Origin of the sequence: Microbacterium resistens, assembly GCF_031456305.1 — a bacterium.
Lineage (GTDB): Bacteria > Actinomycetota > Actinomycetes > Actinomycetales > Microbacteriaceae > Microbacterium > Microbacterium resistens_A.
The window spans coordinates 34,473-47,907 of sequence record NZ_JAVDUM010000008.1 but is presented as its reverse complement, the minus strand read 5'-3'; the positions used below and the strand labels follow the sequence as shown (position 1 = coordinate 47,907).

Sequence of the window (13,435 nt, the reverse complement as noted above, 5' to 3'; positions counted from 1 at the left end):
CTCTCACCGTCCGAGACCGAGAAGGAGGCGTCCCGACTGCGGCCCTTGATCCCCAGGTCGTTGACCCCCAGGTTGTTGACCTCCAGGTTGCCGGATCAGCAGTTCTCCGTGGCCCTCCGGATCGGTCGGGTCCGCGGGAGGTCGGTCTGCACGTCATGCATTGCAGGGATCGCGTGCACGAGGTTCCGGACAGGTCCCGGCCGCGCGCGGTATTGGCCCGGTGTCATCCCGACCAGCGGGGAGAACTGGGCGATGAACTGACTCGTCGTCGACCACCCGCAGGCCGCCGCGGTGTCGGTGACCGTGGTGCCTTCCGCCAGGAGCACGAGGGCGCGATGCACGCGGAGCTGGAGTCGCCACTGCCGGTAGCCCATGCCTGTCTCCTCGCGGAAGAGCCGGCTGAGCGAGCGCGCCCCCACTCCGATGCGCTGCGCGATCTGCGTCAGCGACTGCGGCGAGGCGAGATCCCGTTCGACCTCGCGAGCGACCTTACGCAATCGCAGATCTCGCGGTTCGGGCAAATGCAGTGGCTGCTCAGGTGCGGTCGTCGCCTCGTCGACGACAACACGTCGGAGGCGGTCAAGCGCCGGAGCCGAGCGCGGTTCGCCTGAGGTGAGGGCAAGGACGGCTTCTCGCGCCAGAGACGACGCGATCAGAACCGCAGGCGTGCTCGGCAGCGCGCGGGCAAGCTGGCCTTCGAGGTAGACGACACGCATGTCGGTTCGGCCGTGGGCACGGTGGGAGTGCTCCACCCCCGCAGGGACCCACGCGAAGCGGTTCGACGGCGCGATCCATGTTCCGTCGTCGGTCAAGAGCGACAGCACGCCAGATGCGGCGTGCACGAGATGGCCCAGCGAGTGGGAATGCCGTGGCGAGGTGTCGGTGTGCGCGACGAGGTAGGCCCCCTCCCTCACGAGTCCACCGTCCTGGGTCTCGAGACGGAGGTCGTCGAGGTTCAGCGATTGGCGAGAAACCGACATAAGACGGGAGTTTACGTGTTTTGCCAACGTGATGCGCCTGCTGAACTGGCGGAATGACGACGATCAGTGAGTTGCCGGACACCGGCTCAACGAGCATCCCGAGGAGAGACGCACGCCGCGGCGCCGGCTTCTTCAGCGCCTACCTCGCACTGGGCCTGCTGCTGATCGCCTTCAATCTGCGGATCGGGGTCGCCTCAGTCGGGCCGGTCCTCTCATCCATCCAGAGCGGCTTGGACATCTCCGCTTCGATGGCGAGTCTGCTCACGAGCATCCCGGTCTTCGCCTTCGGCGCATTCGCATTTCTCACGCCGGCGCTCACCCGCCGCATCGGGCTGCACCGACTCCTCGGGGTCTCGATGGCGCTGGTGGCGCTCGGTATCGGTCTTCGGCTGATCGCCTCGCCGATCGCGCTCTTCGGCGGGACGGTTCTCGTGGGTGCTGCCATCGCGGTGGCCAACGTGTGCATCCCGGCCGCGATCAAACAGGATTTCGGGCATCGAGTGGGGCTCATGATGGGCCTGTACTCCACGTCGCTGTTCATCGGCGCCGCTGTCGCCTCGGGACTCACGGCGCCTATGATCTCCGCGTTCGCCTGGTCGTGGCGCGAGGCGCTGGGTTTCTGGCTCGTCCCCGCTGTCGTGGCGCTCGTGGTCTGGACCCCCCACGCCCTCAGAAAGCCCGCGCGCGGGCCTGCGGCTCGCATCGGCCCCGAGGGCGAGGGCGACGCGATCATTGAGCCGCGCGACGAGCCGCGCTTCGCTCGCCTGTTTCGAGACCCGGTCGCGTGGGCGGTCACCGGCTTCATGGGCCTGCAGAGTCTCAGCTACTATGCCGCTTTGACGTGGATCCCCTCCATGCTGCACGACGCCGGGACGACCGTGCAGGATGCCGGCCTCCTGCTCGCCTATTCCAGCCTTCCCGGGATCGTCGCCGCGCTGACCGTGCCTCTCGCGATCAGCCGGATGCGACCGCACTGGTTGCCGGTCGCCCTTTCCACCGCGCTCTGCGCGGCCGCGCTCGCCGGACTGATCGTCGCACCCTGGGGCGGACTCCCGTGGATCTGGATGACCGCGCTCGGTCTCGGGCAGGGGGCTGCGATCTCGCTGTCGCTGACATACATCGTCCTGCGGTCCCCTGATGCGCAACACACGGCGCACGTCTCGACGATGGCGCAGGGCATCGGCTACGTGGTGGCCGGATTCGGGCCCCTCGCGCTCGGCGCGCTGCACTCGCTCACGGACAACTGGGTCATACCGATCATCGCGTTGATCGCGATCCTCATCCCGCAGGTCATGACCGGCATCGCCGCGAGCCGGGAACGTCACGTCCTCAGCCGTCGGTGAGGGTTAGCGAGTTCGCCGCCGTGGCAGAGCCAAGTCTCGCGCTCGGTCGATGGTCAAGATCGCGCGGTACGAAGTCAGCCGGTGCACCGCGATGCGACGACGTTGCTTGTAAACAACCGGAGGAGTTTTTGGAAAGGTTGGCTGTTCGGGGAATGCAGAAGCCGGTCGGGCTGATAGGAATTGAACCTGCGGCCCCTTGGAGAATCCGGTCGATTTACGGTCTCCGCCGATCGTCTCGGGAACTCGCGGATTCCCTTGTGTTTACAGGGAACCAGGCGGTTCGCTTGGTCCGAGTGTAGCCGGTTGGTGGCGGGTCTTGGCGGCTGATTCAGATGGGTTTCTGATGGGTCTGGCTTCGGACTCGCGCCAAGAACAACTGACGGGCTCTGAGCCCGTCGTGCCTGAGTGCCGATCGGACGAGATTCCAGGAAATTCCGCGGTTCTCATGGCAACAACACCACCGGCAGTCAACGACTGATGCCGGCCATTCTGGGGGTTTCTGGTCACCAATCTGGTCAAAAAGTTCTCGGCGTCGTCGAGCCGCCGAACGACGTGCCGGCTGTTGGTCACCTGACTGGCCCGCTCCCCGAGGCCAAGGCCCCACTCCCCGTCGGTCCCATCAGTAGCGGCGCTGGAATAGCACTTCGATTCTCCGATCGCTCCATCAGCGCCACCGCTCCCATAGTGGACGTAGGAACGTAGGCACGGACATCTCGTTCTCCAGCAGCTGCCCGAATACATAACCCCCGAGGACCCGACCGAACGGCTGGGTGAGTACCCGCTGCCGTCCATCCGCCGAAAGGCCGACCACGATTAGGCCTTCGTCGCGAGCACCTCCCTTCGAGTCTTCGCTGAAGAACTCTCGGTTGCTTGGTAGCAAACGACTTTTGGGCACACCCACGAGCTCGCCCTTCGAGCCAGGAAGACCGATCCACGTCTCCGACGAAAACACCGCGCCAGTGAACTGCCATGCACCTACCGTCTCGAGCACGGCTGCGATCTTCATTTCGCGAGGCTCGTCATCGCCGAACGCAATAGGGAACAACCGTCCCCCGCCGTTGCCAAACAGCATCAGAATCGGACCCGCGTAGCCATCCGCCTTGAGAAACTGCTTGGAGAGTTCCATCCTTTCGTCAACATGCGCGATGGGGTCAGTAGTGAACCGCGGCGGCTCGCCGTAGTGTTGGCGACCGAACTCTGCGAAATCCTCAGAATCGTCGCGCTCGAGGCCACGGAAGCCAACCGTTGCGACTTCTCCGGACTCAAGATCGAGCATCATCGTGGGCACAGGGTTCCCCGATCCGAGACAGTGAAGATCAAGATCGATTCTGCTCGTAACACACTCCCGAGCGAATGACGGGGCGAGGCATGCGTCCACGCCACTGGCCTTGTGAGCAAGCTCGACCGCCTTCCCTACTGCCCGGTACATCTCACGAAGCGCAGCGACCAGCTCATAATTGGGGAGCTGGTCGTCGATCCAGCGTCGCTCGATGCGGATCCACCCCTTTCGCTTCTTGCCGTCCTGCTCCGCCAGCTTGACGAATGACGCGATGATCGTCTCCGGCGACGTAGATGGCGGCACCACGAACACGTCTTCGTATCCGCGGCGATGGGTGTCGTAAACACCCACTACCGCCTGGCTTAGCGTAGCGAGATCCTCTTCCTTGACGATCCGGTTTCTGGCAGTCACGCCCCAGCCAAGAACCGGGTTCTCGCGCGCCCTACTCTGCCAGTCACCGTACCAGGTATCGAAGTCGGCCCACTTGACCTTCTGCTTCTGCAGGAGGAAGGTCACGCCGCGCGAGTTCTGGATGGCTGAGTTGAGCCACCGTCGGAACTCGTTCTCGTCGAGATAGTTCTCGATGGCTCGATGAATATCCTCATGGAGGTCCATGAGTCGCCGATGCGCACTGGCGCAAGGGCATGCCTGGGCATCGGGTATTGCCATGAGGAAACGATAGAACCTGAGGCGAGGGAGCTGCACGATGTGTGCTCCCGAGGGTCCGGGACGGACGGCACCTCCACGCTGGACTGAGAGCCTCGGGTGAACACGCCTACACAGTTGGAGATCAAGCGCGTGAAGCAAAGACAGTTGATCGTGCCCGGATGCGCCCCAGCGACCAACAACCGCCCCGTCATCCATCAACGGCCACCGCGGCCGGCGAGTTGGTCAGGTGGCTAGAGCCTTCTCTGCCATTTCGAGTTTCAGCTCGAGGTCCGCCAGCTGCGGGTACACCCATGCGAGCGCTTCGTCTGGGCTGTGGAGGCCAAGGTTGGGCAATACGTCTCCCCGCGGGGGGGGTACTGCTCCGCCAGTGCGCTGAAGAGAACGTCCTTGATCTGCATCAGGACAACAGCGCCGCTATAGCCGCCCGCTGCACCCTCAGGCCGAAGTCCATACTCTTCGCGATGCGACTTGGAGAGCGCCCAGTATCGAGCGTGCGCCATTGCGACTCTTCTGGGCAGAGCACGAACTTGTTCCAGAACGATCTCATCAGCTGCCATAGTCTTGAGATTGACGATCGACGTGACGTGCACATTGCTCTTGTGTGTGACTGCAACTGCGCCGCTTTGAGCTCCGGATTCTGAGAGCAGGATCCCGCGATCTGCACCAACATCCTCCACGATCGACCTCAGGGTTAGTACGTGGGACTTGTCGACTGGGCGCTTCCAATGCTTACACTCGATGATCCAGTTCACAACCAGACCAGCCCGTTCGAAGCTCGCGTAGACATCGACGTCGTGGCTGCCACGCGCTCCTGTTACCCGCAGGTCAGTGTGAACGTTAAATCCAAGTTCCCGAAAGAGCCCCGCTGCCTGCTCTTGATACTCACGCCAACGAGCCAACCTAGTTTGCCGCCTCGGAGAGCAGGCGCACGGTGGCACGCGCTATATCGGCTGGTCTATGGCTGATGGTGAGGATTTGTAGTAGCTCTTCGTCGATGTCAGGTTCGGGGGCTGCACTCATGTATGCATCATGCAAGTTATCAAGCGCAACTGTGACCTCTGCATCATGAGCATGAGCCGGATATGCGCCAGGCACCCAGCCTTCGAAGTACTGCGGATATAGACGCTGCGCGACTGCCGCCGCCGCACCACCATACCCTCCGGCGACGAGGAGAAGACCCCCGGACTGAATCGTCAGACGCGCCTCTTCGATGACGCCGGGTTCCGCGCCAACGTAGCCCGCGAGGCGTCCCCCGACAATCAGGCGGGCTGTTGTTGCTCTCGCGACATGCTCGCGCATCGCGATCAACGCGTTGCCAGCGTCCTGAGTCCAGGAGCCGTCCAGGGCGCGTGCGATCGGCACCGCCATACACGACTCGGAAACCAACGTCAGTCTGCCGACGTCACCGAGATTCCGGTCTGCCGCCACCAGCTCGTCCGCCGTGAGCTTCCGGTACTCGGATTCGGCAAGCGTGATCTCAAGCACGGATCGTCCGCTGCTGAAACGTTGGGCCTCTTCGATCAGGATCTCGGTGTAGCCACCTGGATTGAGGTGACCACCGTACACGACGGTCCCTCCCGCGAGCATGATCGCTCTGCCTACTTCGGCGACCACCAGCCGGCAGTGTTGCTCAGTGAGACCAAGGCGGGCGAGATCGGCGCTCTCAGAGACCGACAAAGCGACTTTATGGCCCGAAAGAGCATCTCGCGAGATAAGGGAGGGCTCGCTCATGATTTGAGTGCTCCACCGCGCGCGGCGAACGTCCTGGGCGTCAAGATGTCGACGTCGACGTCATAGCCGGCCACCGCGCACAACTGCAGCAGCACCTCTCGCTCCGCGGGCCCAAGCGGCGGGTCAGGGTGAATAACCCAAAGGTGCTTATCATCTGGCTGCGTCTCTTGATGTGAAGCAAGCCAGGGGGCGAGTGTGGTTGGCTCAGGCGACTGCGCAGGAAGCCAATCGAACCCGTCCTCCGAGAGATAGGACGTCTGCGCTTGCCAAAGAGTGTTCTTGAGCGTCTCGTCGACAAGCCTGTTGAGCGCAAGGGCGACGCCCGGATCCGGATCGGCGAGGTCACAGACCACCGACGGGACGTGGTCCATCAGGAAGGACCCCCGCTCCTCCCCGGCCGTGAGCGCGTACATGCAGACGACTGGCATGCCGCTGTGCTTCGCGGCGTGGACCTCACGTTGCGTCCATTCTCGTGCGGCGTACACGTCGGTGCGGATCATCAGCAGCGCGCTGTTACCAGCGGCGCCCTCAAGCGTCTTCTCCCAATCGCCACCGGGTTGGATGTCTTGCGCGTCGAAGAACGCCGACAGGTGAGACTTTTGGATGTGGTCACGTACACGCTCGAACATTGCGGGGCCGGAACGGGAAACTTCCTCGGAAGAACGGTGTTTCGTGTGGCTCACGAACACCGTCAACCGTGCGGGGAGGTTCGCCTCCCGCTGGATCTGTTGGGTGATCGCCTGCGCCAGTTCGCGCCCGAACAGGCCACCATCCGTGTTGACGCCAGCAGGCAGGGTCTGGATACCGCCGAGGATCTGATTGACGATGCTGGTACCCCATTGCAAGTCTGTGGCCACGACCGGGTAGACGCCTACGCCAGACCTCCGATTCAGCTCGGCAATCTCGCGAAGATATGCGCCCCACGGATTAGCCACCTCGGCCGCTGCGCGGAGCAAGTTCGTGTCGATGATCGGGACGATCGCGTTGAACTGCGCGGGCGGAAGCCCCTCGCCGAGTGGCGTTGCAATGCCGAAGGGCCGTGGCGACGCTCCGTCCTCCCAGGGATCGCTGCGCCCGTACACCTCGACGGCGCCGCCGGCCAGTCCCGAAAAGGCCGGGCTATGGAAGTGCTCGTGGAGCTCCGCGAATCGCTCGGCGCCGATCACGTCGTCAGGGTGCCAGACGACGAACACGTCAAGGATCGGCGGGATCGGCACGTGCTCTCCTCTCGAAACGCCGCCTCATCGGGGCGATGTCGGTGGCTAAAAGTAGACTATCCCTGGAAGGGAGGAGCCCGACATGAGCGACAAACACAATATCTTCATCAGCCATCGTCACGAGGACGACGCGCTGGTCGGAGATCTCAAGAAGATGCTCGCCGGCAGCGGAGCCGAGATTCGAGACTCTTCGATCACGAGCGAGACCCCGAACAACGCGAAGAGCCCCGACTACATCAGGAAGCTCCTGGCGGACCAGATCCGATGGGCGGGAAAGATCATCGTCATCATCTCCCCCGACACGAAGAACCACGAGTGGGTTGACTGGGAGATCGAGTACGCCCGCAAGTTCCCCGACAAGCGGATCGTCGGAGTCTGGGCACCAGGTACAACGCACGACGACATGCCCGAACCGCTTGAAGACTACGCGAACGCGATCGTCAACTGGGATGCCCAGGCGATCATCGACGCGCTTGAGGGCAAGGACAACTGGACAGAGCCCAGCGGTGCGCCCGCGCCTGTACAGTCCATCCCGCGGGCTGCCTGCTGACGGGGATGTCGAGCGTGAAGGTGTTCAGCTACATCGTGCGCTACGACGTCGGGTTCGCGCCAAATCCCTTTCACGGTGTCTGCTCTCTTGCCACCTGCAAGCAGGACATCCGCAAGGTCGCCCAGGTCGACGACTGGATAGTCGGCACCGGCTCCCGGCCGAACGGCAAAGCAGGCAACCTCGTCTACGCGATGCGCGTCGCAGAGATTGTGAGCTTCCAGGAATATTGGGATGATGAGCGCTTCGCCGAGAAACGGCCAAACCTTCGGGGCAGCCGCATGCAGCACTTCGGTGACAACATCTACCACCGGGATCCAGACGGTGAATGGATACAAGAGAACTCCCGCCACAGCAAAGCCGACGGCTCACTAGAGACGCGACACATGCTGCGCGACACGAAGAACGAACGAGTGATGCTCGGAGACGAGTTCGTGTACTTCGGCGGAGACGGCCCGGTCATCCCCGAATCGCTGCGCAACGACTACGGCTTCGACCTCGTGCACACGGCACCTGCATACCGCAGCAACTTCACCGACGAGCACGTCGCTGCAATCATCGAGTGGGTGCGATCACTCGAACCGGGAGTGCAGGGACGCCCGCACGACTGGCCACGGCGTCGCCAGCCCGCAACAGCAGCCGCGTGAGCCCCACGCTCTCATCTAGAACATGGGCTCGAGGACGCGCGCACGCACGAGCTCATCGCCCAGCACCTCGTTTTGAGGAAGGTGGCCGTTGATCCCCCACTTGGGCGGGAAGAAGAGCGTCATCGGCTCGGGCGTGGAGACGTACCGCGATTTGATCCGGCTTCTCGCGCTAGCAAGCTCCGGAACCGCCTCACGGCAGTACTTGTCCGTCTCGCAAAAGAGATTCTGAGCGTCGATCGCCTGTATCGGCCGGCCCCAGAGGCCGCTGAAGTCAAGTTCCAGACGGGCGAACTCGGCCTCCTGATTGTCGACCATCCACATGATCACCTCTTGCGGCGTAAAACCGCCCAGGTCGGAGAACACCTTCTTAATGCCGCGCAAAGCGCCCGGACCAGGCTTCGTGAAGTCGTTCTCAGAAAAGTTCACGTGCTCCGAATAGTTCAGGTCAATCGCCATCTGATAGGACATGAAATCCCCCATCAAAGGGAAAGTGTGGAGGAGGTCGTAGACCTCTTCCAGCGACTCCGCCTCAAGAACCTGCTCGGCAAGGCGCGACCGCACGAACATATCCCGGAACAGCTCTACATGGTTCAGATGCTTGGTCTTTCGACCGTAAGCGTCTGTGGCACAGAGGATGAAGGCCCCTGTGTAGAGGCCTCCGTTGCGGTTCTTCGCCTCGGTGAGCGTAGCCTCGAACAAACCCGAGTCTAGATCGGCAATCCGAGGCGACCGGCCAAGTATCTCGACGACGGTCTCCCACGTACTGACATTGCTGAAGTTTCGGAACGCGACGATCTGGAACAGACGATCGGCAGGGCTTGAGTCGTCATCACGGTAAGCGACGTCACGGATGAGGTACTGGCTGACACGGTCAGCAGCCCGATAGACGTTGCAGAACTTGTACTCCTGGAGAATCCGGTCCTGCGTCCACGGCCCGGGAGCCCCAGCGATGCGCGCCTCAAACACGTGCTGGCGCTCAGCAGCGAACTTCCAATAGATCTCGTAGACCCCGTCCCGGGGAGTTGGTGCTCGCATAACCCGTGCCCGTCTCCGTTCTGCGCTGCCTACGGTGATTCGCTTCTCGTGGGAGATGCAAGTCCGACCCGTTGTCCAATGGTTCGCTCCATCATCTCCCCCGGATGCGTCGCTGCCGACCAGAACCGCCGTCATGACCGCACCGCATCGCGGCGTAGCGTGTCGACTCCATCCGGGTCGGACCGCGCGACTGCAAGCACGAGGCGTAACGCGGTCGCCGTCAGGCGCTCGGCCAGTGCAAGCTTCTCCATCCACTCGCCCTGCGGGTGGAGTTGGAGGAAGGCATCCAGCTCATTGAACGCCGTCGAGGCCCCTGCGGCCTCTGCACGGGCGGTCCTAACCTCTCCGTCGACGTCACGCGCCCGCATGAGCTCCTCGAAACCATTCGGGCCGTCGCTAAACCGCTCACCGCCGCTCGTGAAGAGATGATCAGCGACGTCGGCCGACTGGTCCGCGAGGAAGGTCTCATATTTGACCGCGTACACAAGGAGATCGACCGCAGTATCCAGAAGGGTTTCTCTCCCGGCTGCCGCACCACCCACCACCTGATCGATGCGATCGATTTTGCGGGCGAGGTTGGCGGCAATGCTGATCAGCTCTCCTCGCTTCTTCCACGAGTTGCCGTAGGCGGCGTCCTTCGAACGATGCAAGGCGATGACCGACTCGCGCAGGTCGACCCACTCCACGGTGGAGACGGGCTGGGATAGTAGCTGAGCAGCGTCTCGAAACAGTTGTTCATGAAGCGCGAACGCTATATCGCTGTGGCCAAGATCGTCGACGAGTTCACGCTGCCGGGCGCCGTCAGCACCTGCGACGATCGCCCATTTGATCGCGATCGCTTGAAGGAACTGACGCAGTAGCGGGTCGGGGAAGCCAGCGATCTCCTCGTAACAGTCCTCCCCGGACGCCAGCCGAGCTTCGATATCGAACCAGCGATCGAGCACGCCCGCGAAGTCCTCCCATCGAGTCCCAAACTGAGCGCCCGCCCATGCCTCCTCGTAGCCGGTGGCGCCGCCAAACCCGGCGAGCGCGCGGTCAGCTTGCCCGTTTCGCTCGTCGTAGAGATGTAGGGATGAGATGAAGAACGACACGTGACCGACTCGCGCACCGAGCCAGAAGGCCATCATCTCGTGCAGCACGCTCCACTCGAACGTGTTGATGCCGGAGAACCCCCATAGGATGTCGTTGGAACGCACGGTCACGTTGAGGTGGACTCTGCCATCCCTGATGAGGAAGTGCAGCCAGTTATTGCAGGGCACATCGAGCGTATCCGCGAAGTCGCGCGCCGGATCGAACAAGACAGCGACCGCCCGGCGGGACTGAGGGTCCGAACGGAGGAGCTTGCGGATCTCATCCAGTTGATCGACTCCTTTCCAGTCGCGCAACCGTGGCCCATAGCCTCCCCGCCACGTCACCTGGTCGTCCGAGAACTGCAGCGCGCGGCCGAGATAGCGGGCTAGATACTCCATGTCATTGCGCCCAGCGAGCACCCACATCGTCTCGGCGATGGTCGCGAACACATCGTTACGACGACCCGGTATCGTGATGAATCGTTCTGTTGGCCGCGCCAAAGTCACAGCACGTGCGAGGCGCTCGTGAGTCGGCAGTCCGCGAACTGTCACCGGTCGCCCACTCGAACGAATCTCGGCAAGCTCGGCGATGAAGGCCCGCGCAGCGTTGCGATAGAGCATGCATACCCTCCCGAGCCGCTTAGATCTTGAGATCGAGTATTCCGTGTGCTCGGACAAATCCGGCGATCGAGGACCGCAACCTAGCCGTGTCGTAGATGAGAGACTGCCAGATCAGATCCTCGTGGACGGTCGTATCAGTTCGCTCAACCACTAGTTCGGCCGTGTCAGTGTCTTTGCGCAAAGCTTCCCTGTACGACGCAGTTTGGTCAACACGACGAGATCGGTGCCGAATCGCGGCCTCGTGACTCCAGGTGTGAAGAACGGGCAGTACCGCCGTCGGCCCGTCGACGAAGAACTGCACCATTCTCCTCCAGCAGGGACACAAACTCGGGGTGGACCATTCTCAATCACCATCCTCGATGGTCAGCGATACACCAGGTGGCGGTGAGGTTGGTGCGGCACGACAAGGAGCATCGCGGGGTACCCCAACGCAGTCCCCGACGCGTCCAGTTCGCAGAGCACGAGGTCGGTGAACGCGCCGCAAAAACCCGCATGTGCGCGGACGCTTGCCGCTCAGTCCGGAGTGGCGCGGTCGAACGTGGCAGGTTCCGAACCGAGGATATCGGGGCTCGACTTGAGCGGGCTATCTTCCACGTCGGCGTGGCGCTGCCAATAGCCCTATACATCCGCTGTTTCTCGACTCCTCAAACATCAGTGTCGATCTCATATCGCGCAGCCACTGTTAGCTGGGTGAACGACGCCTCCGATCTCCCTCAAATTGCCGCTTCTGTCCTTGACCTATCTCCGCTGAAGTCAGCCGTATCGTACATCCGTGTCTCGACGATTCTCCAAGCTGACCGTGGAGGCGAGCGAGACGGCTTCTCCATCCCTGCCCAGCGTGACGCAAACCGAAAGCACGCGCATGGGCTGGGAGCCCTCGTTGCAGCCGAGTTCGTCGACCGCGGACGCTCAGGACGGAGCATCGACCGCCCAGAGCTCCAACGAATGCTCACCTACATCCGAGAGCACCCCGTCGACTACGTCATCGTTCACAAGCTCGATCGCCTCGCTCGGTCTCGAGCCGACGACATCGCGATCACCCAGGCCGTTCATGCTGCAGGCGCCCGTCTCGTATCAAGTGCCGAGGGCATCGACACGACGCCGAACGGCACGCTCCTACACGGGATCATGGCGTCGATCGCGGAGTTCTACTCGCGCAACCTCGCGCAAGAGGTCATGAAGGGCATGCGGCAGAAGGCCATCCAGGGCGGAACACCGGGGCGGGCGCCGATCGGCTATCTCAACGTCCGCCACCAGACTGAGGACGGACGCGAGTATCGAGCGATCCAACTCGACCACGAACGGGCGCCGCACATCGCCTGGTCATTCGACACCTATACCACCGGCGAGTGGAGCGTCGCTCAGCTCGCCTCAGCACTCACTGACAGAGGACTGCGAACTCGGGCGACTGCTTCCCGCTCCCCCGCAGCGCTGACTGTCGCGAGCCTTCATCGTGTCCTGGCGAACCCGTACTACAAAGGCGTTGTCACGCTGAACGGTGCACAGCATGCAGGAAGCCACGAGCCGCTGATCCCGGCGAAGACCTGGGATACCGTCCAACGCCTCCTCGCCTCTCGGCGTCAGGGTGAACGCAGCCGCATCCACACGCATTACCTCAAGAGCACGGTCCGCTGCTTCAACTGCCAACGCCGGCTGCTGGTCCACAACGCTCGGTCGAAGAGCGGGCGCGTCTACGACTATTTCGTCTGCTCCGGCCGCCAGCACGGCACACCGCGCTGCACACAGAGCGCGCTACGTATCAGCGACGTGGAGCGTCGCGTCGAGGACGCCTACGAACGGATCCAGATCCCCACTCACCGGCGCAAGGAGATCGAGCTGCATTGGCAGGTCCGAGGCCGCGGGTGCGCCAGTCGTAGACCGTCGAGACGGGCACGCCCAGGTAGGCGGCCAACTCGCCGACGTCGAGCAAAGGCTCGAGCCCCAGGGGTTGTCTGCGGTGCGGTGTTCGGTGCTCATGTCGAACAGGTGCGGAGCACACACCCACGACGACGGGGATCAACCGGAGCAGTCGCGACTTTGCCGGATTACAGCAGCCAGGGAGGGTCGCAGACGGGTCAAAAAGATGGGTTTGTGATGACTGGATCAAATCTCACCAACGAAAAAGCCGCGGAAACCCGTGAGTTTCCGCGACTTTCTGGTCGGGCTGACAGGATTTGAACCTGCGACCCCTTGACCCCCAGTCAAGTGCGCTACCAAGCTGCGCCACAGCCCGTGGACGACCGCGCCGGAGCGCGGGCAACTCCCCCATCCTAGCCGACCCGGCGGGGTGCTCGCG

Annotated in this window: 11 protein-coding genes and 1 tRNA gene; 4 read left to right on the top strand and 8 right to left on the bottom strand. The window is 62.8% G+C overall.

Annotation, left to right across the window (positions count from 1 at the left end):
* Positions 1 to 95 precede the first annotated feature (95 nt).
* Complete coding sequence (locus J2Y69_RS09950; RefSeq protein ID WP_310020149.1) at positions 96 to 980, bottom strand: AraC family transcriptional regulator; 885 nt, start codon at positions 978 to 980, stop codon at positions 96 to 98.
* A gap of 53 nt (positions 981 to 1,033) precedes the next feature.
* Between J2Y69_RS09950 and J2Y69_RS09945 the strand changes: the two genes are divergently transcribed.
* Complete coding sequence (locus tag J2Y69_RS09945) at positions 1,034 to 2,323, top strand: CynX/NimT family MFS transporter (RefSeq protein ID WP_310020148.1); 1,290 nt, start codon at positions 1,034 to 1,036, stop codon at positions 2,321 to 2,323.
* Positions 2,324 to 2,987: 664 nt separating this feature from the next.
* Here the strand turns inward: J2Y69_RS09945 and J2Y69_RS09940 are convergent.
* The 4 genes from J2Y69_RS09940 to J2Y69_RS09930 all read right to left on the bottom strand — a co-directional run bounded on the left by J2Y69_RS09940 (position 2,988) and on the right by J2Y69_RS09930 (position 7,219).
* Positions 2,988 to 4,271, bottom strand: a complete 1,284-nt coding sequence (locus J2Y69_RS09940; protein ID WP_310020146.1) for a hypothetical protein — start codon at positions 4,269 to 4,271, stop codon at positions 2,988 to 2,990.
* Between the two features lie 257 nt (positions 4,272 to 4,528).
* Positions 4,529 to 5,209, bottom strand: coding sequence for a restriction endonuclease (locus tag J2Y69_RS18065; RefSeq protein WP_396653077.1), 681 nt, complete (start codon positions 5,207 to 5,209; stop codon positions 4,529 to 4,531).
* A complete protein-coding gene (locus J2Y69_RS09935) occupies positions 5,172 to 6,002 on the bottom strand; it encodes a hypothetical protein (RefSeq protein WP_310020144.1) in 831 nt (276 codons plus the stop codon). The genes J2Y69_RS18065 and J2Y69_RS09935 overlap by 38 nt, the downstream gene beginning before the upstream one ends.
* Positions 5,999 to 7,219: a toll/interleukin-1 receptor domain-containing protein gene (locus J2Y69_RS09930; protein ID WP_310020141.1), complete on the bottom strand. Its 1,221-nt coding sequence runs from the start codon at positions 7,217 to 7,219 to the stop codon at positions 5,999 to 6,001. Before J2Y69_RS09930 ends, J2Y69_RS09935 begins: the two co-directional genes overlap by 4 nt.
* Positions 7,220 to 7,301: 82 nt before the next feature.
* Here J2Y69_RS09930 and J2Y69_RS09925 point away from each other — a divergent pair, with 82 nt between their 5' ends.
* Positions 7,302 to 7,769: a TIR domain-containing protein gene (locus J2Y69_RS09925; RefSeq protein WP_310020138.1), complete on the top strand. Its 468-nt coding sequence runs from the start codon at positions 7,302 to 7,304 to the stop codon at positions 7,767 to 7,769.
* Between the two features lie 14 nt (positions 7,770 to 7,783).
* Positions 7,784 to 8,413: an Nmad2 family putative nucleotide modification protein gene (locus J2Y69_RS09920; RefSeq protein ID WP_310020136.1), complete on the top strand. Its 630-nt coding sequence runs from the start codon at positions 7,784 to 7,786 to the stop codon at positions 8,411 to 8,413.
* Positions 8,414 to 8,428: 15 nt separating this feature from the next.
* Here the strand turns inward: J2Y69_RS09920 and J2Y69_RS09915 are convergent, their stop codons facing one another.
* Both J2Y69_RS09915 and J2Y69_RS09910 read right to left on the bottom strand, forming a co-directional pair.
* A complete protein-coding gene (locus tag J2Y69_RS09915) occupies positions 8,429 to 9,583 on the bottom strand; it encodes a nucleotide kinase domain-containing protein (protein WP_310020135.1) in 1,155 nt (384 codons plus the stop codon).
* Positions 9,580 to 11,139 (bottom strand): thymidylate synthase, encoded by a 1,560-nt coding sequence (locus J2Y69_RS09910; protein WP_310020133.1) that lies wholly within the window; start codon positions 11,137 to 11,139, stop codon positions 9,580 to 9,582. The genes J2Y69_RS09915 and J2Y69_RS09910 overlap by 4 nt, the downstream gene beginning before the upstream one ends.
* 690 nt (positions 11,140 to 11,829) lie before the next feature.
* Between J2Y69_RS09910 and J2Y69_RS09905 the strand changes: the two genes are divergently transcribed.
* Positions 11,830 to 13,317 (top strand): recombinase family protein, encoded by a 1,488-nt coding sequence (locus J2Y69_RS09905; RefSeq protein WP_463675503.1) that lies wholly within the window; start codon positions 11,830 to 11,832, stop codon positions 13,315 to 13,317.
* Here the strand turns inward: J2Y69_RS09905 and J2Y69_RS09895 are convergent.
* Positions 13,296 to 13,372: transfer RNA gene (locus J2Y69_RS09895), tRNA-Pro, on the bottom strand. The genes J2Y69_RS09905 and J2Y69_RS09895 overlap by 22 nt on opposite strands.
* Between the last annotated feature and the right edge of the window lie 63 nt (positions 13,373 to 13,435).

Bases quoted from the DNA above. Each gene is read 5' to 3' on its own strand.
- J2Y69_RS09950 (WP_310020149.1), bottom strand. From the start codon at position 980: ATGTCGGTTTCTCGCCAATCGCTGAACCTCGACGACCTCCGTCTCGAG.
- J2Y69_RS09945 (WP_310020148.1), top strand. From the start codon at position 1,034: ATGACGACGATCAGTGAGTTGCCGGACACCGGCTCAACGAGCATCCCG.
- J2Y69_RS09940 (WP_310020146.1), bottom strand. From the start codon at position 4,271: ATGGCAATACCCGATGCCCAGGCATGCCCTTGCGCCAGTGCGCATCGG.
- J2Y69_RS09935 (WP_310020144.1), bottom strand. From the start codon at position 6,002: ATGAGCGAGCCCTCCCTTATCTCGCGAGATGCTCTTTCGGGCCATAAA.
- J2Y69_RS09925 (WP_310020138.1), top strand. From the start codon at position 7,302: ATGAGCGACAAACACAATATCTTCATCAGCCATCGTCACGAGGACGAC.
- J2Y69_RS09915 (WP_310020135.1), bottom strand. From the start codon at position 9,583: ATGACGGCGGTTCTGGTCGGCAGCGACGCATCCGGGGGAGATGATGGA.
- J2Y69_RS09910 (WP_310020133.1), bottom strand. From the start codon at position 11,139: ATGCTCTATCGCAACGCTGCGCGGGCCTTCATCGCCGAGCTTGCCGAG.